The 24,802-nt window shown below is 68.3% G+C and carries 19 protein-coding genes and 2 pseudogenes; 10 read left to right on the top strand and 11 right to left on the bottom strand.

Translation table 11 applies throughout. From position 1 onward, the window contains the following. The first annotated feature begins 132 nt into the window (after positions 1-132). Entirely contained in the window at positions 133-405 is a 273-nt protein-coding gene (locus tag EST54_RS26625) for a hypothetical protein (protein WP_129250263.1), read from the top strand. A 116-nt stretch (positions 406-521) separates the two neighbouring features. Here EST54_RS26625 and EST54_RS26630 read toward each other — a convergent pair whose 3' ends face one another. Together EST54_RS26630 and EST54_RS26635 are read right to left on the bottom strand one after the other, a co-directional pair. Then, positions 522-1,088 (bottom strand): PadR family transcriptional regulator, encoded by a 567-nt coding sequence (locus EST54_RS26630; protein WP_129250264.1) that lies wholly within the window; start codon positions 1,086-1,088, stop codon positions 522-524. A gap of 76 nt (positions 1,089-1,164) precedes the next feature. After that, the gene (locus EST54_RS26635) at positions 1,165-3,180 is read right to left on the bottom strand and encodes an NADPH-dependent 2,4-dienoyl-CoA reductase (RefSeq protein WP_129250265.1); all 2,016 of its coding nucleotides are present in this window, start codon (positions 3,178-3,180) and stop codon (positions 1,165-1,167) included. 352 nt (positions 3,181-3,532) lie between these two features. Here EST54_RS26635 and EST54_RS26640 point away from each other — a divergent pair, with 352 nt between their 5' ends. Both EST54_RS26640 and EST54_RS26645 read left to right on the top strand, forming a co-directional pair. Further along, positions 3,533-4,402, top strand: coding sequence for a HalD/BesD family halogenase (locus EST54_RS26640; RefSeq protein WP_129250266.1), 870 nt, complete (start codon positions 3,533-3,535; stop codon positions 4,400-4,402). Between the two features lie 253 nt (positions 4,403-4,655). Continuing rightward, positions 4,656-6,467 carry a choline/carnitine O-acyltransferase gene (locus EST54_RS26645; RefSeq protein ID WP_174857526.1) on the top strand — a complete coding sequence of 604 codons (1,812 nt, stop codon included), beginning with the start codon at positions 4,656-4,658 and terminating at the stop codon, positions 6,465-6,467. Between the two features lie 67 nt (positions 6,468-6,534). Here EST54_RS26645 and EST54_RS26650 read toward each other — a convergent pair whose 3' ends face one another. After that, positions 6,535-7,404: an Fpg/Nei family DNA glycosylase gene (locus EST54_RS26650; protein ID WP_129250268.1), complete on the bottom strand. Its 870-nt coding sequence runs from the start codon at positions 7,402-7,404 to the stop codon at positions 6,535-6,537. Between the two features lie 255 nt (positions 7,405-7,659). Then, positions 7,660-9,885, bottom strand: coding sequence for a catalase/peroxidase HPI (gene katG, locus EST54_RS26655; protein WP_129250269.1), 2,226 nt, complete (start codon positions 9,883-9,885; stop codon positions 7,660-7,662). Between the two features lie 379 nt (positions 9,886-10,264). Between katG and EST54_RS26660 the strand changes: the two genes are divergently transcribed. Next, the gene (locus EST54_RS26660; RefSeq protein ID WP_129250270.1) at positions 10,265-10,681 is read left to right on the top strand and encodes a Fur family transcriptional regulator; all 417 of its coding nucleotides are present in this window, start codon (positions 10,265-10,267) and stop codon (positions 10,679-10,681) included. Positions 10,682-10,815: 134 nt separating this feature from the next. Here the strand turns inward: EST54_RS26660 and secY are convergent, their stop codons facing one another. The 3 genes from secY to EST54_RS26675 form a co-directional block, all read right to left on the bottom strand. Further along, positions 10,816-12,126: a preprotein translocase subunit SecY gene (secY, locus tag EST54_RS26665; protein WP_129250271.1), complete on the bottom strand. Its 1,311-nt coding sequence runs from the start codon at positions 12,124-12,126 to the stop codon at positions 10,816-10,818. 543 nt (positions 12,127-12,669) lie between these two features. Then, on the bottom strand, positions 12,670-13,101 hold the full coding sequence (locus EST54_RS26670) for a cellulase (RefSeq protein WP_129250272.1): 432 nt from the start codon (positions 13,099-13,101) through the stop codon (positions 12,670-12,672). An 11-nt stretch (positions 13,102-13,112) separates the two neighbouring features. Next, complete coding sequence (locus EST54_RS26675) at positions 13,113-13,619, bottom strand: SigE family RNA polymerase sigma factor (RefSeq protein ID WP_129250273.1); 507 nt, start codon at positions 13,617-13,619, stop codon at positions 13,113-13,115. Positions 13,620-14,214: 595 nt separating this feature from the next. Between EST54_RS26675 and EST54_RS36365 the strand changes: the two genes are divergently transcribed. Genes EST54_RS36365 through EST54_RS26685 form a run of 3 tightly spaced genes read left to right on the top strand, consistent with a single transcriptional unit; the run spans position 14,215 to position 19,558 of the window. Further along, positions 14,215-16,569: a DUF6531 domain-containing protein gene (locus EST54_RS36365; RefSeq protein WP_443742725.1), complete on the top strand. Its 2,355-nt coding sequence runs from the start codon at positions 14,215-14,217 to the stop codon at positions 16,567-16,569. Then, on the top strand, positions 16,566-18,764 hold the full coding sequence (locus tag EST54_RS35645) for an RHS repeat-associated core domain-containing protein (RefSeq protein ID WP_244942622.1): 2,199 nt from the start codon (positions 16,566-16,568) through the stop codon (positions 18,762-18,764). The genes EST54_RS36365 and EST54_RS35645 overlap by 4 nt, the downstream gene beginning before the upstream one ends. Continuing rightward, positions 18,761-19,558 carry a hypothetical protein gene (locus tag EST54_RS26685; protein ID WP_129250274.1) on the top strand — a complete coding sequence of 266 codons (798 nt, stop codon included), beginning with the start codon at positions 18,761-18,763 and terminating at the stop codon, positions 19,556-19,558. The genes EST54_RS35645 and EST54_RS26685 overlap by 4 nt, the downstream gene beginning before the upstream one ends. A 487-nt stretch (positions 19,559-20,045) precedes the next feature. On the opposite strand, the gene EST54_RS26690 is transcribed toward EST54_RS26685, so the two are convergent. Further along, positions 20,046-20,549, bottom strand: a complete 504-nt coding sequence (locus EST54_RS26690; protein ID WP_129250275.1) for a hypothetical protein — start codon at positions 20,547-20,549, stop codon at positions 20,046-20,048. A gap of 289 nt (positions 20,550-20,838) precedes the next feature. Between EST54_RS26690 and EST54_RS35965 the strand changes: the two are divergent. Then, positions 20,839-21,021, top strand: a pseudogene (locus EST54_RS35965) (helix-turn-helix domain-containing protein); the annotation flags it as partial. 157 nt (positions 21,022-21,178) lie between these two features. Next, a pseudogene (locus EST54_RS35655) lies at positions 21,179-21,259 on the top strand (integrase); the annotation flags it as partial. Positions 21,260-21,432: 173 nt separating this feature from the next. Here EST54_RS35655 and glnA read toward each other — a convergent pair. Further along, positions 21,433-22,842, bottom strand: coding sequence for a type I glutamate--ammonia ligase (gene glnA, locus EST54_RS26705; protein WP_129250276.1), 1,410 nt, complete (start codon positions 22,840-22,842; stop codon positions 21,433-21,435). A gap of 348 nt (positions 22,843-23,190) precedes the next feature. On the opposite strand from glnA, the gene EST54_RS26710 reads away from it, so the two are divergent. Continuing rightward, positions 23,191-23,658, top strand: coding sequence for an RDD family protein (locus EST54_RS26710; RefSeq protein ID WP_167511616.1), 468 nt, complete (start codon positions 23,191-23,193; stop codon positions 23,656-23,658). Between the two features lie 223 nt (positions 23,659-23,881). On the opposite strand, the gene EST54_RS26715 is transcribed toward EST54_RS26710, so the two are convergent. After that, on the bottom strand, positions 23,882-24,592 hold the full coding sequence (locus tag EST54_RS26715; protein ID WP_129250277.1) for a DUF4191 domain-containing protein: 711 nt from the start codon (positions 24,590-24,592) through the stop codon (positions 23,882-23,884). A 10-nt stretch (positions 24,593-24,602) separates the two neighbouring features. Further along, on the bottom strand, positions 24,603-24,802 hold a 200-nt coding region (locus EST54_RS34485), incomplete at its 5' end, for an SCO2195 family GlnR-regulated protein (RefSeq protein ID WP_129250278.1).

Genomic DNA, 24,802 nt, shown 5'->3' on the forward strand with positions numbered 1-24,802 from the left:
CCCCTCCTCCGCCCCCTTCCCGACCCCCTCCTCCGCTCCTCAAATGCCCCCTGGCCAGGGGCTTTTGTCAGTGGGGGCCAGTAGAATGGGAACCAGTCAGTGAGGGTTCATCCACGCTCCAGGAGGTCGCCGATGGCCGCTGCCACACTCATGACGAAGCCTCTCCCGGCCCACCCACTGCCCAAGAAGCCGCTGCCCGCCGGATGGCCGCGCGAGCGGTACGAATCGCACAACCGCCGCCTGAAGGCCATGCGGCTGGCCATAGCCCTGCTCGACACCGGCGTCTACCGCCCCGAGCAGGCCCCCAACCGCACGATCCGCCGCACCGCGGCCGACATCGGGGTCCACACCCCGTCCGACACCACCTGCCGCCTGGTGCGCGCTCTCCTCTACGACCACTGCTGACGCCCCCCCCGCGCACACCAACCAACAGGGCGGCCGGCCCCGGGACTTCCCCGGGGCCGGCCGCCCCACATCCACGCCCCGGAGGCCCACCCCACTTGGAGGTCCCGCCCGGAGCCTCACCCGCCCGGCCGGTCTTCCGGGGCCTCGGCGGCATCCATGTCCACCACCTCCGCCAGCGCCTCCGCCAGCCAGTCCACCCAGAACGTCTCCAGGCCGATCCCGGCCCGCAGCACCAGCCGCCGCAGCCGGTCCTCGGGATCCGTCGCGGCTCCGAAGTCGCGGTCCTCGATCTCCCGGTACTCCGCCAACCGCCGCCGGTGCAGCGCCAGATGCCGCCGCAGCTCCTCGTCGAGCCCGGCCCGCCCCACCACTGCCGACGCCCGCAGCCGCAGCAGCAGCGCGTCCCGGATGGGCTTGGACTCCTGCTCGGCGGAGGCCCACCGGGTCAGTTCGGTGCGTCCCGCGGGCAGCACCGCGAACTGCTTCTTCTGCCCGCGGGACGGCTGCTCGGCGGGCAGCGCCCGGATGTATCCGGCCAGCTCCAGCTTGCCCAGCTCGCGATAGATCTGCTGATGCGTGGCCGACCAGAAGTAGCCGATCGACCGGTCGAACCTCCGGGTCAGCTCCAGCCCCGACGACGGCTTTTCGAGCAGGGCGGTGAGGATCGCGTGCGGGAGTGACATGGGGGAATCCTAGGGCGGCCGCGCAGCGTGCCGCCCTAGGAAGGCGACGGCGTCGCGCCCCGGGAAGGCGGCCAGGTCACAGCGCCGCGGCCAGCTCCGTGCCCTGGGCGATGGCCCGCTTGGCGTCCAGTTCCGCGGCGACGTCCGCACCGCCGATCAGATGCACGGCGCGCCCCTGTGCCCGCAGCTCCTCGTACAGGTCCCGGCGCGGCTCCTGCCCGGTGCACAGTACGACGGTGTCCACGGGGAGCGTGGTGGCCGTGCCGTCGACGGTGAGGTGCAGCCCCTCGTCGTCGATCCGCTCGTACGTCGCCCCGGCGACCATCGTCACCCCGCGGTGCCGGAGCTCGGTCCGGTGGATCCAGCCGGTGGTCTTGCCGAGGCCGGCGCCGACCTTGGAGGTCTTGCGCTGGAGCAGATGCACCTGGCGCGGTGCCTTGGGGCGCTCGGGCGCCCGCAGCCCGCCGCGCTCCTCGTACGCCGTGTCCACACCCCAGGCCCGGAAGTAGGTCTCCGGGTCCTGGCTCGCCGCGTCGCCGGCGTCGGTCAGGAACTCGGCGACGTCGAAGCCGATACCGCCCGCCCCGATCACGGCCACCCGGTCACCGACCGGCGCCCCGTCCCGCAGCACATCGAGGTAGCTGACCACGCTCGGGTGGTCGATGCCCGCGATCTCCGGCGTCCGCGGGGTGACGCCGGTGGCGACCACGACCTCGTCGTAGGCGCCGAGGTCCCCGGCCGTGACGGCGGTGTTCAGCCGCACCTCCACGCCGTGCTGCGCCAGCTGCGTACGGAAGTAGCGCAGGGTCTCGTCGAACTCCTCCTTGCCCGGGATCCGCTTGGCGATGTTCAGCTGCCCGCCGATCTCGGCCCCGGCGTCGAACAGGGTGACCTCGTGGCCGCGTTCGGCGGCGGAGACGGCACAGGCGAGCCCGGCGGGTCCGGCGCCGACCACCGCGAGCCGCTTGCGCAGCCGGGTGGGGGCCAGCACCAGCTCGGTCTCGTGGCAGGCCCGCGGATTGACCAGGCAGGACGTGATCTTCCCGCTGAAGGTGTGGTCGAGGCAGGCCTGGTTGCAGCCGATGCAGGTGTTGATCGCGTCGGACCGGCCGTCCCGGGCCTTGGCGACGAAGTCCGGGTCGGCGAGGAAGGGCCGGGCCAGAGACACCATGTCGGCCCGCCCGTCGGCGAGCAGCTCCTCGGCCACCTCGGGGGTGTTGATGCGGTTGCTGGTCACCAGGGGGATGGTGACCGAGCCCATCAGCCGCTTGGTCACCCAGGTGTAGGCACCGCGCGGCACCGAGGTCACGATGGTGGGGATCCGGGCCTCGTGCCAGCCGATGCCGGTGTTGATGATCGTGGCACCGGCGGCCTCGATCTCCCGGGCGAGGGTGATCACCTCGTCCAGGCTGGAGCCGCCCGGGACGAGGTCCAGCATCGAGAGCCGGTAGATCAGGATGAAGTCGGTGCCGACCCGCTCCCGGGTACGCCGGACGATCTCCAGCGGGAAGCGCATCCGGTTCTCGTACGAGCCGCCCCAGCGGTCGGTGCGGTGGTTGGTCGCGCCGACGATGAACTCGTTGATCAAATAGCCTTCCGAGCCCATGATCTCGACCCCGTCGTACCCGGCGGCCTTGGCCAGCTCCGCCGCCCGTACGTAGTCCTCGACGGTCTGCTCGACCTCGTCGTCGGTGAGGGCGTTCGGCACGAAGGGGCTGATGGGCGCCTGGAGCGCGCTGGGCGCGACCAGGTCGGGGTGGTACGCGTACCGCCCGAAGTGCAGGATCTGCATCGCGATCCGCCCGCCCGCGGCATGTACCGCGTCGGTCACGGTCCGGTGCTGCGCCGCCTCCGCCTCGGTGGTGAGCTTGGCCCCGCCGTCGTACGGCCGTCCCGCGTCGTTCGGCGCGATCCCGCCGGTCACCATCAGGCCGACGCCGCCGCGCGCACGGGCGGCATAGAAGGCGGCCATCCGCGCGAACCCGTTCTCCGCCTCCTCCAGGCCGATGTGCATCGACCCCATCAGCACCCGGTTGGGCAGGGTGGTGAACCCGAGGTCGAGCGGGCTCATCAGGTGCGGGTACGAGCTCATGGGGGCCTCCTGGCGCGGTGGTCGTGACAGCAGTTGTAGACCAGCGGGGAGCCTTATGCAACAAGTTGCATAAAACAGTGACGCAGCCGACGCCGCCCTGCCGGCCGCGCCCCCTCCCGACCCGGTGCGCCGCTGCTCACGCCCGGTGCAGTGTGGCGTGTCACAGACAACATCGCGACGCTGTGGGAGCTTCAACTGTGTTGCTCCTCAGTGGAGTTACCGATGGGTCGGGGTGTGGACCGGTCGGTGCGCGGACCGCATCGGCTGCCTTGTCGGGGCACTCGGGATGAAACCGCGGGCCGGCGGGGAGCATCCGGCTCGGGACGGTCTGCCCGCACGTGGAGAGGATCGAATGAGCACTCTGCAAGCCATCACGCTCGACCAGGTGGTCGACACCGCCCGGTACCCCCTGTCGGATCTCGACGGCGCCGAGGGGCAGGCGGTGATGTCCCGTGCCCGGAGGGAACTGCATACCCTCGGCTGCACGGTGCTGCCGGACTTCATCCGCCCCGCGCTCCGGGAGGTCCTGCGGGAGGAGTGCGCGGCCCTCGCCCCCCAGGCGCACTTCGAGACCGAGACGGTCAACGTCTACAACATCCCGGTGGACAGCCGGCTGCCCGAGGGCCACCCCGGACGGCGGACCTTCCGCCGCGGCAACGCCTTCGTCGCCCGGGACCGCATCCCCGAGGCGTCCCTCCTCAGCCGGCTCTACTCCCACCGGGCCTTTCAGGACTTCATCGCCCGCTGCTTCGGCCTGCCCGGGCTGCACGAGCTGGCGGACCCGCTCTCCGGGCTGGTCCTCAATGTCGTCGAACCCGGCATGGAGCACCCCTGGCACTTCGACACCAACGAGTTCACCGTCAGCATGCTCACCCAGCAGGCGCCGACCGGCGGGGTCTTCGAGTACTGCCCGAACATCCGCTCCGCCGACGACGAGAACTTCGGCGATGTCCTCGACGTCCTCGACGGCCGGGGCGAGCGGCTGATCCGGCGCCTCCCGCTGCACCCCGGTGACCTGCAGCTCTTCAAGGGCCGCTACGCGCTGCACCGGGTGAGTCCCGTACGGGGCGAGACCGCCCGGCACTCCGCGATCTTCGCCTACAGCCGGCGCCCCGGCGTCATCGGGAGCGTGGCCCGGACCCGGCAGCTCTTCGGCCGGGTGCTGCCGGCACATCTGGCCGCCGAGGGCCGGGCGGTCCGCGGCGACCGGCTGCTGGATTAGGGCCAAGCTCACCGGACAGCTCCCCGGGGCATCTCCGGCTGGTGACACCCCGAGGCGGCTGCGCCCCGGCGGACGGCCGGGACGCAGCCGCCGCCACACCCCTTCCCCGCCCGGCGCTCCACGACGGAGCACGCCGGGCGGGCGACGATGCGGTACCGCAGCAATCGACACCGCACATGCCACGATCCGAACCGCAGATGCCACGATCCGAATCGAGAGAGCCGAATTGAATACCCGTCAGGAGAACGCAGCCATGACGACCTTCGCCCGGGAGGAGACCCTGCCGCGGGTGCCGCTGCCCACACTGGAGGCGAGCTGTGAGCGGTTCCTCGCCTGGTGCGCGCCGCTGCTGACCGCCGACGAGCGGGCGGCGACCGAGGCGGAGGTGGCCGCCTTCCTCCGGCCCGGCGGCCCCGGCCGGGCGCTGCACGCGGCGCTGGAGGAGTACGACGCCACGGCGGGCGTCCACAGCTGGCTCGACACCTTCTGGCCCTACCGCTACCTGGGCCGCCGGGACCGCATCGCCCTGAACGCCAACTTCTTCTTCCTCTTCCAGGACGCCGGCTCCGACGAGCCGCGGTCCCAGGTGGCGCGGGCGGCCGGGCTGATCGCCGGCGCCGTCGGCTACAAGCGCCAACTCGACCAGGACCTCATTCCGCCCGTCGTCCAGCGCGGCCAGGCCCAGTCGATGGTCCAGAACGCCTACCTCTTCTCCACCACCCGCATTCCCGGGGCGCGGCAGGACACCGTCCGCAGCCCCTACAGCGACGAGTGGCCCGGCCCGTCCGACGCCCGGCACATCGTGGTGTTCCACCGTGGCGCCATGTTCCGGATGGAGGTGCTCGGCGCGGACGGTGACCCGCACAGCCTCGACGACCTCGAAGCGGGGCTGCGCGCCGTCCTGAAGGCCGGCGCCGAGCCGCCCGCGCCGGACACCTCGGTGGGCCACCTCACCACCATGGCCCGCGCCGAATGGGCCGCCGCCCGCGAGACCCTGCGCACCCACCCCCGTAACGCGGCCGCCCTGGACGACATCGAGACCGCACTGTTCTGCGTCTGCCTGGAGGACTTCGCCCCCGCGGACGTCCAGGACGCCTGCGACCAGCTGCTGTACGGCGACCGCGGCAACCGCTGGTTCGACAAGGCGGTGTCCCTGATCGTCTTCGCCGACGGCCGGGCCGGCATCAACGTGGAGCACTGCGAACTCGACGGGACCACCATCCTCGGATTCACCGACGCCCTGCTCAGCACCCCCGCCGAGGAACACTCCCGGCGCTCCGGCGCCCGCTCCCAGGGACTCCCGGCGGTGGAGCCGCTGGTCTTCGAGCTGGACGACGCCCTCCGGGACCAGGTGCGCTCCGCAGCGGACGCCTTCGCCGCGTACGGCGCGAACACCGCCACCCGGACCGTCTCCTTCGACGACTTCGGCAGCACCACCGCCAAGGCGCTGGGCGCCTCACCCGACGCCTTCGTCCAGCTCGCCTACCAACTGGCTCACCAGCGCGCCAAGGGCCACCTGGGCGCCACCTACGAGTCGATCGCCACCCGGCAGTACCGTTACGGCCGGACCGAGGCGATGCGGGTGGTCACCCCGGAGATCCAGGAGTTCGTCGCCGCGATGGAGGACCCGGCGGCCTCCGCGGACACCCGCCGGGCCGCCTTCCACGCCGCGGCCGCCCAGCACGTGGCCCGCGCCAAGGAGTGCCAGACCGGCCAGGCGCCCGAGCAGCACCTCTGGGAGCTGGAGCTGATCCAGCGGCGGCGCGGGGCGGAGCTGGGCGTGACCGAACAGCCCGCTCTCTACCGGACGCCGGGCTGGCTGACGATGCGCGACGACTACCTGAGCACCAGCTCCGCGCCGTCCACCCACATCCAGTACTTCGGCTTCGGCTCCACCAGCAGCCGCTGCATCGGCGTCGCCTACGTCCTGCTGCCCGACCGCTTCCACCTCTACCTGAGCACCCCGCGGCCGGTGGCCGACCAGATGCGGACGTTCGCCGACCGGCTGCGTGAGGCGGTGACCGAACTGCGGGACCTGCTGTCCACCGGACCGTCCGCGGCCTGACCCCCTCCGGCACCGGCGGCTGCCCCTGCTCCACCCACGTCACCTGCTCCCACCCCTACTGCCGGACCTACTTCAACAGCCGGGACAGCCGCCGGTCCGCGAGGATCTTGCCCCCGGTCTGGCACGTGGGGCAGTACTGGAGCGACGAATCGCTGAACGACACCTCGCGGATGGTGTCCCCGCACACCGGACAGGCCTCCCCCTTCCGCCCGTGCACCCGCAGCCCGCTCTTCTTCTCGCTCTTGAGGTCCTTGAAAGCCGTGCCACGGGCCCGTTCGACCGCCTCGCCGAGCGTCGCGCCGATCGCCTCGTACAGCCGGGCCACCTCGTCCGCACCGAGCGCGCCCGCCGGCTTGAACGGCGACAACCGGGCCGTGTGCAGGATCTCGTCCGAGTAGGCGTTCCCGATCCCGGCCAGCACGCTCTGGTCGCGCAGGACGCCCTTGATCTGCCGGCGCTCCCCGTCCAGCAGCCCACCGAAGACCTCCAGGGTGAAGCCCTCCGCCAGCGGGTCCGGCCCGAGCCGCGCCACCCCCGCCACCTCCTGCGGATCCCGCACGACGTACACCGCCAGATGCTTCTGGCTGCCGGCCTCGGTCACCTCGAACCCCGACCCGTCGTCGGGCTCCCCGAGCCGCACCCGCAGCGCCAGCGGCCCCTTCCCGGGCCGCGGCGGCACCGCCGGCAGCTTGTCGCTCCACCGCACCCACCCCGCCCGGCCGAGGTGCAGGACCAGATGCAGCTCCCCGACCCGCAGGTCCAGAAACTTCCCGTGCCGGCGCACCTCGCCGAACGACCGCCCTTCGAGCGCGGTCAGCGGCGGGTCGTAGGTCTTGAGCGCATGGACGGCGACCGCATGCACCCGGCCCACGGCCCGCCCGGCCAGCCGCTCGTCCAGCAACCGGGCCAGCGATTCCACCTCCGGCAATTCAGGCATGACGCCAGTCTGCCTCGAACGGGCCCGACGGGCGCCCCGCCCGGCCGGGCTTTCCGGCAGCCTGGCCCGGTCGCGCTCACCGGGCGGACGGACCGGTGAGCGCCACAGGACGGAGAATCCGCCGACGGTTCCGGATCGTACGGATCGCGCAAAAGGCCGCCGGCCGCGTCCTCCCTCCCGAGAGCGGAAGCACACGGCCGACGGCCACCGACGTCCCGGGCGGAGCGGCAAACGGCTCCGGCCCGGACGTCATGATCAGGCGAGGTCGAACCGGTCCAGGTTCATCACCTTGTCCCATGCCGCGACGAAGTCGTGCACGAACTTCTCCTTCGCGTCATCGCTCGCGTAGACCTCGGCGAGCGCGCGCAGCTCGGAGTTCGAGGCGAAGACGAGGTCGGCGCGGGTGCCGGTCCACCGGACCGCCCCGGTGGCGTCGCGGCCCTCGAACTCGGCCTGTGCCTCGGACGTCGACTTCCACGTCGTGCCCATGTCGAGCAGGTTGACGAAGAAGTCGTTGGTCAACGTGCCCGGCTTGTCGGTGAGGACCCCGTGCTTCGCCTGGGCGTGGTTGGCGCCGAGGACGCGCAGGCCACCGACGAGGACCGTCAGCTCGGGCGCGCTCAGCGTCAGCAGGTTCGCCTTGTCGAGCAGCAGGTACTCGGCCGGCAGGCGGTTGCCCTTGCCGACGTAGTTGCGGAAGCCGTCGGCGGCCGGCTCCATCGCCGCGAACGACTCCACGTCCGTCTGCTCCTGTGCCGCGTCCACCCGGCCCGGCGCGAACGGCACCTCGATGTCGAGGCCGGCGTCCCTGGCCGCCTTCTCGACGGCCGCACCGCCCGCGAGCACGATCAGGTCGGCCAGCGAGACCTGCTTGCCGCCGGTCTGTGCGGAGTTGAAGGACTCCTGGACGCCTTCGAGCGTACGCAGCACCTGCGCGAGGTCGTCCGGGTTGTTGACCTCCCAGTTGCGCTGCGGCTCCAGGCGGACGCGGGCACCGTTGGCGCCGCCGCGCTTGTCGCTGCCGCGGAAGGAGGCGGCCGACGCCCAGGCCGCGGACACGAGCTGCGCGACCGTGAGGTCCGAGCCGAGGACCTGCTCCTTGAGGGAGGCGATGTCCGCGGCGTCGACCAGCTCGTACGTGCGCTCCGGCAGCGGGTCCTGCCACAGCAGCGTCTCGGACGGGACCTCCGGGCCGAGGTAGCGCACGACCGGGCCCATGTCGCGGTGGGTCAGCTTGAACCAGGCGCGGGCGAAGGCGTCCGCGAACTCCTCGGGGTTCTCGTGGAAGCGCCGCGAGATCGGCTCGTAGACCGGGTCGAGGCGCAGCGCCAGGTCGGTGGTGAGCATCGTCGGCGCGTGGCTCTTCGACGGGTCGTGCGCGTCGGGGATGGTGCCCGCACCCGCGCCGTCCTTGGCCACCCACTGGTGGGCGCCGGCCGGGCTCTTGGTGAGCTCCCACTCGTAGCCGAACAGGTTCTGGAAGAACCCGTTGCTCCACTGCGTCGGCGTGCCGGTCCAGGTCACCTCCAGACCACTGGTGATGGCGTCGCCGCCCACGCCCGTGCCGTGCGTGCTCTTCCAGCCCAGGCCCACCTGCTCCATCGGGGCGGCCTCGGGGTCGGCGCCGACGTTGTCCGCCGGACCCGCGCCGTGGGTCTTGCCGAAGGTGTGGCCGCCGGCGATGAGGGCGACGGTCTCCTCGTCGTTCATCGCCATGCGGCGGAACGTCTCACGGATGTCGCGGGCCGCGGCGATCGGGTCCGGGTTGCCGTTGGGACCCTCGGGGTTGACGTAGATGAGGCCCATCTGCACCGCTCCGAGCGGGTTCTCCAGCTCGCGGTCGCCGGTGTAGCGCGCGTCGCCGAGCCACTCGGTCTCCGGACCCCAGTACACGTCCTCCTCGGGCTCCCACACATCCTCGCGACCGCCGGCGAAGCCGTAGGTCTTGAAGCCCATCGTCTCCAGCGCCACGTTGCCGGTGAGGATCATGAGGTCGGCCCAGGAGATGTTCTGGCCGTACTTCTTCTTGACCGGCCACAACAGACGGCGGGCCTTGTCGAGGCTGACGTTGTCCGGCCAGCTGTTGAGCGGCGCGAAGCGCTGCTGACCGGCGCCGGCGCCACCGCGGCCGTCGCTGATCCGGTAGGTACCGGCGCTGTGCCAGGCCATACGGATCATGAGCGGGCCGTAGTTGCCGAAGTCGGCCGGCCACCAGTCCTGCGAGGTGGTCAGCACCTCCGCGATGTCCCGCTTCACGGCCGCGAGGTCGAGGGAGCGGAAGGCCTCGGCGTAGTCGAACTCCTCACCCAGCGGGTTCGCCACCGCCGGGTTCTTGGCGAGGATCTTCAGGTTGAGCCGATCCGGCCACCACTGGCGGTTTCCACCGCCCTGCGTCGGGTGCGGGGCGCGCCCGTGCGCGACCGGGCAGCCTCCCTGCTCCGTCGGTGTGTCAACGGCGGATGCATCTTGGTTCTCAGGCATGGGAATCCTTCCGGGCCAGGCGGATCACGGTGCTCAGGAACTGCGGGCGGGGGAACGGCCGGGACACGGGCTCCCGTGGATGCCCTCGGCCCCGTAGCTCGGGAAGCCACGGTGGTCGATGTGCTCGGGCAGGGGCCTCGCCGACCGCGCCGCCGCCGTCAGCGACGACACGACGCGTCCCTCGAACGACGACACGACGCGTCCCTCGAATCCGAGCGGATGCGTGCGTCTCCTGAACCGTCATGTGCTCGTTCCCGCTGTTGCCCGATCCCTTGGCTCCCGCTGGATCCGATCCTACGATGGACTCAATCCAAGTCAATACGACAACGAGGTCCGTACGGATTCTTTGTCAAGCGGTGCACAGTTAGGCTGGTGGGGCATGAGTGACCTGCTGGAACGGCTTCGCGGACGGGGCTGGCGGATGACCGCGCAGCGCCGGGTCGTCGCCGAGGTGCTCGACGGCGAGCATGTTCACTTCACCGCGGACGAGGTGCTCGCCCGAGCCACCGCCCGGCTGCCGGAGATCTCTCGCGCGACGGTCTACAACACCCTCGGCGAACTCGTCTCGCTCGGCGAGGTCGTCGAGGTGGCCACCGACGGCCGCGCCAAGCGCTACGACCCGAACGCCCACCACCCGCACCACCACTTGGTCTGCTCCCACTGCGGAGCCATCCGCGACGTCCACCCCACCGGCGACCCACTGGCCGCCCTCCCCACCTCCGAGCGCTTCGGCTTCACCATCCGCGAGGCAGAGGTGACCTACTGGGGTCTGTGCCCCGCCTGCACCGGCACCTGAGCGGGCCCGCGCAGCCCCGGCCCCCGGCTGCCTTCTCCGTCCCTGGCCACCTGCTCCGTGGACTCCCCCCCGGGGCCTTCGCGACCGTGGTGCTGAGCGCTGGTGGCCGTCCCGTCCAGCCAAGACAATGCGTGTCAGCGCAGGAACCCTTCGTAATTGCGCTGCTGGAGCTGACTCTCGATCTGCTTCACGGTCTCCAATCCGACACTCACGATGATGAGGATGCTCGTGCCGCCGAACGGGAAATTGCTGCCGTTGAACAGCACCAGTGCCGCTGTGGGCACAAGGGCGATCAGCCCCAGGTAGAGCGCTCCCGGCCAGGTGATCCGGTTGAGCACGTAGCCCAGGTAGTCAGCCGTGGGCCGGCCGGCCCGGATACCGGGGATGAACCCGCCGTGCTTCGTCATGTTGTCGGCGGTTTCTTTGGGGGTGAAGGAGATCGCGACGTAGAAGAAGGCGAAGAAAACGATCAGCAGGAAGTAGAGCGTCAGATGGATCGGTTGGTCACCCCTGGCAATATTGGTGGCGATCCACCGGGTCCATCCTGACGCCGAGTTACCGCCCAGATCGATCAGACTGGGAACGGAGAGCACCGATGAGGCGAAGATGACGGGAACTACACCCGCCTGGTTCACCTTCAGCGGGATGTAGGTCGAAGTGCCACCGTAGGAACGGCGGCCGATCATTCGTTTTGCGTACTGGACCGGGATCCGGCGCTGCGCCTGCTCGACGAAGACCACGAGGCACACCATGCAGAGGCCGACCGCGATCACCATGGCGAACTCGCCCCAGCCGCCCAGGATGTCACCCGACTTCTTGATCCCCCACAGGTTGGCCGGAAAGCCGGCGGCGAGGGAGGTGAACATCAGGATGGACATGCCGTTGCCGATGCCGCGGTCGGTGATGAGCTCGCCGAGCCACATCGCTACGGCGGTGCCGGCGGTCATGGTGATGACCATGACGGAGGTCCGGAGGATCGAGGTGTCCGGGACGATCTGGGCGCGGACCTGGCAGGTGCCGAAGAGCCCACCGCTTTGGACTTTGGCTATCAGGGCGGCGCCCTGAAGCACCGCCAGGCCCAGCGTCAGGTACCGGGTGTACTGGGTGATCTTCGCGGTACCCGCCTGGCCCTCCTTCTTCAGCGCCTCCAGGCGCGGAACGACCACCGTCAGCAGTTGAAGAATGATGCTCGCCGTGATGTACGGCGTGATCCCCAGGGCGAAGATGGTGAGTTGCAGTAGCGCACCTCCACTGAACATGTTGATCAGGCTGAAGAGGCCGCCGTCGCCGGAACTCTCCTTGATGCACTGCGTAAGGCTCCGGTAATTCACCCCAGGGACCGGAACGTTCTGCCCCAACCGGTAGAGAAGCATGATTCCCAGCGTGAAAAGTATCTTCTTGCGAAGTCCGGGCGTTTTGAAAACTCTGACGAATACGGTAGGCACGTTCAATCGCCCTTAATCTCGCAAGTTGACAGGTGTGTGCACTGATTCACTGATTCCCGGCTGTCCTTGCCCGCCGGGTTGCTGCCACCTCGGCGGTCGGAGCACCCGTTGACGGCGGCTCGCCGGAGTGCGGTCATTCAGTGCCTGAAGTAATGGGTCGCGCACGGCGCACGGGGAAGAGCCGGGTCGAGCACGGGTGTCTTCGCGGACCGATCGCCCGCGATTTCTGACGATCTGGATGCGCCTCGATGTCATGGAGATCGTGGTGCCGGGCACGTCTTCGACAGCGGCATCGCATGGCGATCTCTTGGTTGGCACCCTCGTCGGCGGACTATCTCAGTGGCTGATTGCCTGTGAGATAAACGGCTCTGCGTGATTGCGGTGGGTCAAACAGGCACCGTGGCAGCGTTGTTGTTGCCGCTGTCGGCTCGCGGCTCTGCTGGTCGGCGGGCGGTCGTGCCGGTCGATTCGAAGCTCCAGCAGCAGTGCGGCGCAGCGCTCGCGTGGGGCCGGCGGCTCCTATGGCCCGAACCTTGGTCGGCGCTACTTGGTCGTTGAGGTGTGAGTCGGGATCGGGGCCGGCGTGGCCGTGCAGGTGCGGGTGGGGATCGGGACCGGCACGGTCGTTGAGGTGCGCGTCGGAATCGGGACCGACACGGTCGTGCAGGTGCGGGGCGGAACGAGGACCGGCGCGGTCGTGCAGGTGCGGGGCGGAACGGGCACCGGTGCAGTCGTCGCGGTGGGTTGGTGATGAGGAATGGTGGGCCCGCCTTGAGCGGAAGCGCTCGGCAGGACTTCCAGCCCGACGCCGAGCCCGGCGATCGTCAGCGCCGAGCCGGTGGCCATCCAGACCGTCCGAGCGCGCCGACGGGCACGGACTCCAGCCTGCAGCCGCTGCCGGTGCTGATCCTCAAAGGGGGTGTTTGCCTGGGTATCGCGCATCATCCGCGCGAGTTCGTGTTCGAAGTCTTCCATGATGTCTCCTTTCACTTCACCGGCTCGACGGCGTCACCCAGGAGCTGCCGCAACCGCGTCACGCCCCGTGACGTGAGGGACCGGGCGGTGCCCACCGGGCAGCCCAGCGCCTCCGCAACCTGCACCTCGGACAAGTCCTGGTAATAGCGCAGTACCACCGCGGCGCGCTGCCGCACCGGCAGCAATGCCAGCGCGGCCTCCAACCGGGTCCGTTCCTCCACGGCAGCGGCCACATCGCCGGCCTCGGGAAGCTCCGGCAACCGTTCCACCGGACGCTCGCCCCACCAGCGACGTCGCGCCGAGCGAGCCGCCGCACGCGCCAGCACCCGGCGCACGTACGCCTCCGGCGCCTGCTCGGCCACCCTCGGCCATGCAAACCACAGCTTGACCAGCGCCTCCTGCAGCAGATCCTCGGCCCGATGCCGATCTCCACCGGTGAGCAGATGCGCCAGGTGAAGCAGTGCCGACCAACGAGCCGCGACGAACCGGTCGAACGCATCGGCCCGCACCTGCCCCATCAACGCCGTCCCTCCCCTCGATCACTCGCCTACACCCCTACAAAGGCACTGACCCACGTCCAGCTATGCAGCCCTCAGGCGTGAGCTGCCTCACACGCCCACCTAGGCCCATGCGCAAGCTTCCCCACCGAAGCGCACATCCCGTGGCCGTTCATCACTCCCATGTCCCGCCGCCTGTCCCGCCCCCACCGGCAGACGACCAGCGTCGGGGCCTCTCAATTCAGAGGAGCTGCCGACCTTGAACGACTGGTGTTACGGCGATTCGAGGACCTGCCGCCGCTTGAGGCCCAGAAGACGGCCCAGGGGAGCGGAAGCCCGCTCTGACCTGCGGCGATCTTAGATGTCGAAGTGCAGCACGAGAAGTGCTCTGACCTGCGCAGATACCGGCTGAAGGCTGTGTGGGTGCACGACCGGTGTACTCGTGGGCGAGGCGGAGCGCCTGGTGCGCTTCCGATCACGACCGGCATACGCACGACTAGGCGATGACGTTCGCGGGGAACCCGCCAGGCGAGGGCTCATAGGGCGCTTGAGGGGCCGTTGGCTCAGATGGAAGTATTTCTCATCTGAGAGATGGTCAACGGGGGAGTGTTTTTACGTGGGTGTAGTGCTGCCTGGCTGGGCGGACGAAGTACTCGACATCATCGGTGTCTCATGGCCGAACGTCGACGAGGACGACTACCGGGACATGGCCGACGCTATGCGGGAGTTCGCCGACGACATCGACCACGGTGCCAACGAAGCTCACATGGCCATCCAGGGATTGGTGGGGTCAGCGGGTGGCTCGTTGGCTGTCGAGGCGCTCAACGCTCACTGGAGCAAGATCAATGGCACTCACCTCAAGAATCTGGCGGAGTGCGGCCGCATGGCGGCCACTGCCATGGATGGTGTGGCGGTCCTCATCGAGGGCGCGAAGATCGGCGCGATTGTCCAACTGGGCATTCTCGCTGCAGAAGTGATCGCCGCGCAGGCGGCGGCACCGTTCACGCTGGGTCTTTCCGAAGTCGGTGCGCTGGCCGCGACCCAGGCGACCCGCGTAATCGTCAAGCGCCTCTTCAAGGAGGTGTGCCAGCAGGTCGCTGAACAGGTCATCAGCATCGCCCTGACGCCCGTCGAGGAGGCCCTGGGCGCAATGGTTGGCGACCTGGTCGTCCAGATCGGCGCCAACGCCCTCGGAGCCAAGGACGGAGTGGACCTGGGGCAGACCGCCAAGGCCGGCAAGGACGGCTTCCATCAGGGAGTGCAGGACGCCAAGGACTCCGCGAAATCGGCCGCGGCCAACCCGATGGAACTCCTCAGTGCCGGCGGCGGCAGTGGGGGTGGAGGCGGTGGAGGCGCCGGCGGAGGGTTCAGTTTCGATCCGGATGAGCACGACCGCGTCGTGACGGGCCTGCAGAGCGCAGGCGGCACCTTCCGCAACAAGGCCGGCGGGAAGATCGGCCGGGCCAGAAGTCACCACGGGCGTACCCGTGGCAAGGACGCCATCGCTGACGCGGCTAACGCGATGTTGGACAAGGTCATCGACGGCATCGAGGACGGTGTCAAGAAGACCGCCAAGCACCTCGACGACAACATGACCCGTGGTGTGAAGCAGATGGCCAAGAACCATCAGGACAACGACCGTAAGCTGGCCGACCACTTCACAGGCATCGGCAAGGGCGACAAGAAGGACCCCAAGGCGCCGGGGGGTGGCATCGGCGGGACGGGTAGCCGCGCCGGCGGCAAGAATCCGGGAAGGGGCGCACCGAAATCGCCCCTGCGGAACGGGGCAGCAGAACCGCACAAAACCAGCACCCCAGCGGACGACCGCAACTGTCGAAGCGACCCGATCGACATCGCCTCGGGTGAGATGGTCCTGGCTCAAGAGGACGTCAGCCTGCCGGCTGTTCTGCCGCTACTGCTAGCGCGAACGCATGTGTCCTCGTACCGCTGCGGCGGATGGTTCGGCCGGTCGTGGTCCTCGACCCTCGACCAGCGCCTCGAACTCGACGACGAAGGTGCCGTCTTCGCGACCGAGGACGGCATGCTCTTGGTCTACCCGGTGCCCGGACGTGATGAGCCGGTCTTCCCCGTCGAGGGCCCTCGTTGGCCGCTCAGCTGGGATCCGGAAACACCCGGTGGACTCCGCATCAGCGACCCACAAGAGGGACGCTCCTGGCACTTTGCCAAGCCGGCCAACGTTACGGGTGAGCTGAGAGGGGCGAGCGCCTCACAGCTCCCGCTGACGGCCGTCACCGACCGGCACGGGAATCAGATCGACATCGACTATTCCGACGACGGTACCCCCAGCGAGGTCTGGCACAGCGGCGGATACCGGATCCGAGTCGAGACCGCAGGGCTACGGATAACCGGGCTGCGTCTTCTGGGTGCGACAAGTTCGGACGCGATGGCACTAGCCGCCGCGCCAACCGGTGGTGCGGAGGCCGAGGGCGACTCCGAGGCGGGACTGCTGCTGACGGCATTCGCCTATGACGGCAACGGGAATCTCACCGAGGTCACCAACTCGTCCGGTGTACCGATGCGCTTCACGTATGACCAGGACGGCCGGATCACCTCCTGGACCGACCGCAATCGGCATCGGTACGGCTACCTCTACGACGCGGCTGGGCGCTGTATCGAGACCCGCGGCGAGGGTGGCTTTCTCGATGCCGTCTTCGTGTACGACGACGAGGCGCTGCACCCGGGTAACCGATGCACTGGGCCAGGTCACTGTCTACCAGCTCAACAAGCATGGTCGGACGACAAGGGAGACCGATCCCTCGGGCGCGGTCACCACCTTCGAATGGGACCGGTACGGCCGACTGCTGCGGCGTACGGACCCGCTGGGCCGTACGGTCACGATGGAGTACGACGAGGCGGGCAACGCCACCGCGGTCACCCGCCCCGATGGCTCGCGGATGACCGCTGTCTACAACGCGCATCACCAACGCCTTCGGCCGCCCCCGGCTGGTGACCGATCCGATGGGCGCGGTGACGGCGTACGGCTGGACGCTGGAAGGGCAGCCGGCCTGGTGCATGCGGCCCGACGGTCACACCGAGCGGTGGTCCTACGACGCCGAGGAGAACCTGCTCCAGCACGTCGATGCGGCTGGCGGAACCACCTCCTTCGAGTACACGTGTTTTGACCGGGTCTCCGCCCGTACGGGCCCTGACGGTGCCAGGTTCACCTTCGCCCACGACGCTGAGCTGCGGCTCATCTCCGTCACCAACCCTCAGGGAAAACTGTGGCGCTACACCTACGACTCGCTGGGCCGGGTCGTGCAGGAGACCGACTTCAACGGACGGCACATCAGCTACACCCATGATGTGGCCGGCCGGCTGACGTCGCGAACCAACGGTGCGGGCCAGACCGTGCGCTACACCCGCGATCTGCTCGACCGTGTTGTTCGAGAGGCCACGCAGGCCGGCGGAGCGCGATTCCACTACGACGCCGAGGGCCGTCTGCTGTACGCGGCGAACGGCGTCACGGACCTGGCTTTCACGTACGACCCAGCAGGTCATTTGCTGACGGAGCAACAGGGCTTGGCGGTCGTCGAGTTCGGCTACGACGACCTGGGCCGGCGCACCTTGCGTCGTACCCCCAGCGGTGTAGAGAGCCGGTGGACCTACGATGCGGCCGGTCGGCCGGCAACGCTGGTCAGCGCTGGGCGAGAGGTCAGGTTCGGCCACGACCTCGCCGGTCGGGAGGTCTGCCGCAATCTCGGCGCGGCGGTCCTCTCCCAGACCTGGGATCCGGCCAACCGTATGACGGCCCAGACCCTCTCAGGTATGTCGGCGCCCTCTGGTGCCGACATACCTGAGACTGCTCTACGACACCGCACCTTCGCCTACCGCCCGGACGATCAGCTGCTCGGTTTCACGGACACCATGCTGGGGACGCGTGCCTTCGATCTTGATCCGGTGGGGCGGGTCACCAGCGTCTCGGGATACAACTGGTCCGAGACCTATGCCTATGACGCTGCGGGCAACCTGGCCTACACCGGAGTTCAGGCCGTGGGGCAGGCGAGCCTGAACGACACCGTGGGGACAAGGTCGTACGACGGCACTCTGCTCCGCCAGGCAGGTCGCACCAGCTATGAGTACGACGGCCAGGGGCGGGTCATCAAGCAATGCCGCAGGCTGCTCTCCGGCGGTACCCGCAGCTGGCACTATTCCTGGGACGCAGACGACCGCCTCACCACGGTCACCCTCCCGGACGGCACCATCTGGCGTTATCACTACGATCCCCTCGGGCGCCGCATCGCCAAGCAGAGGCTGAGCGGCGACACAACCACTGTGGTGGAGCAGACCACGTTCACCTGGGACGGGACCGTTCTTGCTGAGGAGCTGCGTAGCGGTCCAGGACCGGCTGGTGTCCAGGTCACCAGCTGGGAGTGGGATCCTGTCGGCTACCGCGTCCTGACCCAGGTAGACCGAACCGCCGGCGTATCCGAGCCGGCGCAGGAGGAATTCGACGAGCGGTTCTACTCCATCATCACTGACCTGGTCGGCACACCCACGGAGCTTGTCGGTGAAGACGGTGCGATTGCCTGGCATTCCAGGTCCACGCTGTGGGGAACACCGCGTCCCTCCGATCCCCGCCAGACTGCGGTGGAGTGCAGTCTCGGCTTCCCAGGTCAGTACCACGACCGTGAGAGCGGCCTGCACTACAACCTGTTCCGTTATTACGACTCACTCACCGGCCGATATCTCAGCCCCGATCCGCTCGGCCTCGGGCCCGCCCCCGACCCACACGGCTATGTCGACAATCCCTTCGCCGAGATCGACCCCCTCGGCCTGGCGAAGAAGAAGTGCCCGGTCATCATCGAACGCTACGGCAGCGAGGCGGAAGCGAAGGCGAGCGCCGCAGTGAAGCCGAACGGGGGCCTTGTCCCGAGGCCCGGCCACGAACGGCAGCCAAAGTGGATCGCCCAGACCGGCAAGGTCAACCCCGGCACGCTGGGCAAGAGTAAGAATTACACCCACAAAATGGAGTTTCACTGTAAGCCAGAGGTGTTGGCCTGGCTGAAACAGTACGAGATCAAGCCGACTAACGAGCCAGGTCGCTATGCGGTACCGGCGGACAAGATCGATGAGTTCAACAAGTACGTGGAGAAGACGACCGTCCAGCCGCTCGACTCAGGCGGCGGCCGTAGGAGGAGACGATGAATCCGTCATCGCCGCGCGGACGCCTGCGCGATGCCCTGCTGTGTGTCGGCGAAAGGGGTGACGTAAACGAGGCCGACCTCAGTGCGGCAGTCACCACCGCGTTGCGCGAACTGGCTTCGGAGGCGCTGGGCGAGCGATCGCGCGTCGAACTGGTCACCGTTGGTGCTGAGGACCACCCCTGGGGACGAAGCCTCGGTCTTCGGCTTGCGGACTATGACGCAGAGCTGCCGGACGTGCTCTTGTACGCAGACCAGAGCGACCTTCCGCCTCAGGTGCAGGAGAGTTTCCCGACTCTGAGCCAGGAGGAGTGGGAGGCCGTACTGCTGGTTTCCAAGCTCATCTTCATGGGGCTTCAATCGGAGCCCCAGCCTGTAAGCGACGTCGCCGGTCAACCTCCGCAGGTCACCCCGCGGCCGCCCCGGTCGGTAGCGAGAGAGCAGTTCTGCCAGGCAATGGCTGCCATTTCGGAACGCGCTGACCTGCACCAGGACGAACTCACTGCGCAATTGCGGACCGCGCTCCTGAACTTCGCGTCGGAGACACCCGACAACAAGGACGCCGCTCAGCGCATTGCGGTCCTGCACACCGGGGACGGCCAAGGGCCGCGCTTGTGCCTCAGTCGCTCGGGGTTGGCCTTCGCGAAGGTAGTGCTGAGCGCTGATGGCTGTCCTGTTCCCAGCTGTGTACTGGAGGAATTCCCGGACTTGACCCAGGACGAGTGGAACGCCGTCATCCACGTCACAGGGATGACGCTCATGGCGTTCGAGACCGAGCCGACCCGCGACGTGGGATAGCGTCCGTGTCGCGTTGACGGTCCAGGTTCGGCAAAAGACCGTCGGCAATCAGTCACGGCTAACGAGTAGACGCCTCGGCCGATACCGCTCTCCAGCGCATGCAGGAACTAGGACCTCAGCGGGCGAGTCAGACGCGTATAGGATCTGCAGCCTGGGCCACAAAGGGAATCCGGCTTGGCTCTGGATGTCTAAACAGTGGGCTCGCGAGAGAAGACGAGCGGTTTCCTCCACCCGAGTGGAGGAAACCGCTTTGAGCTTTTCCGTCGGCTGCCGAGTTCGAGCTTTACTTTCTAGATGTCGAAAGCATTGATGCAGGGAATCGGCAACCTTGGGTGTTCGGCTTCGTCGGCATGCTGAGCAGTATGGGAGCGGTTCTCGTTGGTCGTCGTTAGTTGCTCTCGGTGGTCCTCAGACGGTCCAGAGGTGGCCCGAATGGGCGGGATGCTGTGTGTCTATGGGCGGTGGTCGGTAAGCGGAATCGCGCGCTCTATGATGCCTCGTTGGCGATGTCGACGAGTAGTGCGTCCACTTTTTGCCTGAGAGTGTCGGGGATCTTATAGGTAGAGGTGAGCCCGGAATCCACTGAGTGCAATTTCCTCTCGAAGCGTCGTACAATATTGGATCCGGCTGTACGGTTCGTGGGGACGTCTTTATGGCAAAAAAAGATAGCCGCTCTCTTGTTATCTTTCTGGAATTCTTCGATTTCGTTTACTGTGCCAGAGATGGCGTCTTTTGTGCGGGTTCCAATGCTTGTCCAGAAGGGCGCGATTAGTGCGTCGCAGTGCGCGATGGCCTTTGCGTTAATCAATCTCTGAGCTGGGGATCTCGAATCTGGCGATACGTCTTCCCCGGTTACCGGCAGGAATACGATTCCGCGATTCGGTGCGTGATAAGAGTTCCAGTTATTAATGCACTCCCTCACCACGCTTTTATCATCTGAGATGTCGCCTGGTGATCCGATGAAGATGCGAAGAACCCTGGCTTCGAGCATGCGACGAGCTTCACTGTCGGACTGGATCCCGTCCAAAGCAGATGCGCCGTCTGGGTGAATCCGATACGTAACAGCTGCTCAGCAGATCGTTATGTCGATCTGCGCTGAATAGGCATCCTCGATCGACGCCGCGACGGCCAGCCGCTTACGCCGCACAATCCGTGCGGACCCTTCTTACTCGCTCTCACCCTCGTATCGGTGTCGGAGCGGACTCAAGGCCGACTCCCCGCCGTGTAGCCGGCTCCGTACCGTGAGGCGGGCCCCTTCAACTAGCAGGAGGCAGCACGTAATGCGTGGTCTCGGAGATCACCTCAGCATCGGCGAACAGACCGCGTTCTACCGGAAGTGCCGCGGCTACACGCAACCAGTGCTGGCCGGTCTGGTCGGTCGCAGCAGTGACTGGCTTGCGAAGATTGAGACCGGTCGAAGGAAGCCGCCACGTATCGACACGCTCGCGGAACTCGCGCGCACCCTGCGCCTGCCACTCGGAGACCTACTCGGTCAGTCCGTGCTCGTGGAAGATGAGCGGCAGCAGGACGACGTGCCGGCGGTACGCGAGGCGCTCATGAGCCCGCGGCGGCTCTCGCGCCTGCTGTTGGGGCCGGAGGCGGAGGTGCAGCTCCCAATGACTGCCGCACTACTACGCATCGGTACTGCTGGACGCGAGAGAGAACATCAAGGCACTCGCGGAGTACCTCGGGCACTCGGACGACGCTGCGTTCACGGACGCGGAGGTCGATGGCGGCGACGGAACGGTGCCGGCCGCAGCTTGAAGACACCCACAGAAAAGGCCGTCGGCCGCGCCTTCCGAGACCGGAAGAACACGGCCGACGGCCCACAGACGGCCCAGGGGAGCGGAAGCCCGCTCTGACCTGCGGCGATCTTAGATGTCGAAGTACAGCTCGAACTCGTGCGGGTGCGGACGGAGCTGGATCGGGGCGATTTCGTTGGCGCGCTTGTAGTCGATCCAGGTCTCGATCAGGTCGGCGGTGAAGACGCCGCCCTGCTGGAGGTACTCGTTGTCGGCCTCGAGGGCGTCGAGGACGGCCGGGAGGGAGGTGGGGACCTGGGGGACGCCCGCGTGCTCCTCGGGGGCGAGCTCGTAGAGGTCCTTGTCGATCGGCTCGGCCGGCTCGATCTTGTTCTTGACGCCGTCCAGGCCCGCGAGGAGGAGGGCGGAGAACGCGAGGTACGGGTTCGAGGACGGGTCCGGGGCGCGGAACTCGACGCGCTTGGCCTTGGGGTTCGAGCCCGTGATCGGGATACGCATGGCCGCGGAGCGGTTGCGCTGCGAGTAGACCAGGTTGACCGGGGCCTCGAAGCCGGGGACCAGGCGGTGGTAGGAGTTCACCGTCGGGTTGGTGAAGGCCAGCAGCGACGGGGCGTGCTTGAGAATGCCGCCGATGTAGTAGCGGGCGGTGTCCGAGAGGCCCGCGTAGCCCTGCTCGTCGTAGAAGAGCGGCGCGCCGCCCTGCCACAGCGACTGGTGGACGTGCATGCCGGAGCCGTTGTCACCGAAGATCGGCTTGGGCATGAAGGTCGCGGTCTTGCCGTTGCGCCAGGCGACGTTCTTGACGATGTACTTGAACAGCATCAGGTCGTCGGCCGCGGCGAGCAGCGTGTTGAACTTGTAGTTGATCTCGGCCTGGCCGGCGGTGCCGACCTCGTGGTGCTGGCGCTCGACCTGCAGGCCGGCCTTGTCCAGCTCCAGGGAGATCTCGGCGCGCAGGTCGGCGAAGTGGTCGACCGGCGGGGCCGGGAAGTAGCCGCCCTTGTAGCGGACCTTGTAGCCGCGGTTGTTCTCCTCCGACCCGGTGTTCCAGGCGCCGGCCTCGGAGTCGATGTGGTAGAAGGACTGGTTCGACGAGGTCTCGAAGCGGACGCTGTCGAAGACGTAGAACTCGGCCTCCGGACCGAAGAACGCGGTGTCCGCGATGCCGGTGGAGGCGAGGTAGGCCTCGGCCTTCTTGGCGATGTTGCGCGGGTCGCGGCTGTACTGCTCGCCCGTGATCGGGTCGTGGATGAAGAAGTTGATGTTGACGGTCTTGTCCCGGCGGAAGGGATCCACCCGGGCTGTCGACAGGTCCGCGCGCAGCGCCATGTCGGACTCGTGGATCGCCTGGAATCCGCGGATCGACGAGCCGTCGAAGGCGAGCTCCTCGGCCGGGTCGAACGCCGCTGCCGGGATCGTGAAGTGCTGCATCACACCGGGCAGGTCGCAGAATCGGACGTCGACGAACTTGACGTCCTCGTCCGCGATGAACTTCTTGGCCTCGTCGGCGTTCTGGAACATCCAACTCCTCCTAGCCCGGTCACCGGTCGGCGGACGCGGGATTGCTACTCGGAACGCGACCATGTGCGGTGGCGCGTTGCCCGACCATAGGCAGGCGGGATTTCCCAAGCATGACCCATTTGTTTCGCGCAGGTTAACCGGCGCGCGGCCGCTCTTCACCCCCAGTGTGCGCCATGACGGGGCATTCCGGACCGGTCGGAGTGCCGTCTTCTCCGCCCGTCCGCCGGGCCCGGCCCGCCGCTCCCGGGCCGCCCCGAGCCGCCCCCGCGCCCGGCCCGTACGGCCTCCGGGCCCTCCCGGGGCGGCCCTCCAGGAATCGCCCGCGGACGGTCGCAGTACCGTGGTCGGGTGGACAACAGGCATGCAATCGGATCGTGGATCTCCGGGCCCCGCGCGGCAGCCGAGGACATGGGTGTCGCCTTCGGATACCGTGGGCAGCAGCTCGGGCTGCCGAAGGAGGGGCCGGGCTCGATCGCGCGCCCCGGCCGGCGGTTCGCCGCGCTCTTCCTCGACTGGGCGCTGTGCCTGCTCATCGCATACGGCTTGCTCAGCGGCGGCCGGGCACAGTCGGCGAGCAACTGGGCGCTGCTGGTCTTCGCGGTGCTCAGCGTGCTGACGGTCGGCACGGTCGGCTTCACGCCGGGTAAGCGGCTGCTGGGCCTGCGGGTGGTCGCCGAGGGCGGCGGCCGGCTCACCTTCCCGCGGGTCGTGGTCCGCACGCTGCTGCTCGTCGTGGTCATCCCCGCCGTGGTCTGGGACCGGGACGGGCGGGGGCTGCACGATCGCCTCTCGCGCGCCGTGCAGGTCCGTCTGTGAGGGGTACGGCCCTCGGGTCCCGCGGCCGGTGCGGCGCCGCGGCCGTACGCCGCCGTCCGTGAGGCCGCGGTACGTACGCGGGTGAGCCTGTGGCTCCCGTATGCAGCCGCTGCGATCGCATCGCACGAACAACACCCTGGAACATACGAAACGCCCCGGAATCAGGATTCCGGGGCGTTTCGTGTGATCAGGGGCCGGTCCGGCTGCGGCCGGACCGTGGTGGTCAGCGCGCCTTGCCGCCGCCCTTGGGCATCCGCATGCCCTTCGGCATCGGGCCCTTCGGGACGGGCATGTTGCTCATCAGGTCGCCCAGCGCACGGAGCCGGTCGTTGACGGCGGTGACCTGGGCACCGGGGAGTACGCGCGGCAGCTTCAGCAGCGTCGTACGGAGCTTCTTCAGCGGCACCTGGTCCTCGCCGTCGCCCACCACGATGTCGTGGACGGGGGCGTCGGCGACGGTGCGCGCCATCCGCTTCTTCTCGGCAGCCAGCAGGCCGCGGAGGCGGTTGGGGTTGCCCTCGCCGACCAGCACGATGCCGGCCTTGCCGACGGCGCGGTGGACCACGTCCTGGCTGCGGTTCATGGCCACCGCGGGGGTGACCGTCCAGCCGCGGCCGACGTTCTCCAGCACGGCGGCCGCCGCACCGGGCTGGCCCTCCATCTGCCCGAAGGCGGCCCGCTCGGCACGCCGTCCGAAGACGATCGCCATCGCGAGGAAGCCCAGGACGAAGCCCAGGATTCCCGCATAGATGGGATGGCCGATCACGAAGCCGATGGCAAGGAGAACGCCGAATACGACGATGCCTACACCAGCGACGACAAGACCGACCTTGGAGTCGACCCGACGGGTCATCTTGTAGGTCAGGGCGATCTGCTTCAGTCGCCCGGAGTTCTCAGCGCCGGCAGCGCCGTCTGTGTTTGCCTTCCTCGCCATACAGCGAAGTTTACGTGGCGTGCGGGTGCCGGGTCGCCGCGGCCTCCAGTACGTACTCGGCCTCGTGGCGGTCCTTGGCGCGGCGGCGGTCCTCCAGGACCGACGTCCAGGCGTTACGACGAGCGGTGCGCTGTCCGCCGCGCAGGAGGACGGCCTCGACGGCACGCAGGGCGCCGGTGACCGTGGGGAGGGGGAGGGCGGGACTGGCGG

The organism is Streptomyces sioyaensis (assembly GCF_004122735.1).
Taxonomy (GTDB): domain Bacteria; phylum Actinomycetota; class Actinomycetes; order Streptomycetales; family Streptomycetaceae; genus Streptomyces; species Streptomyces sioyaensis.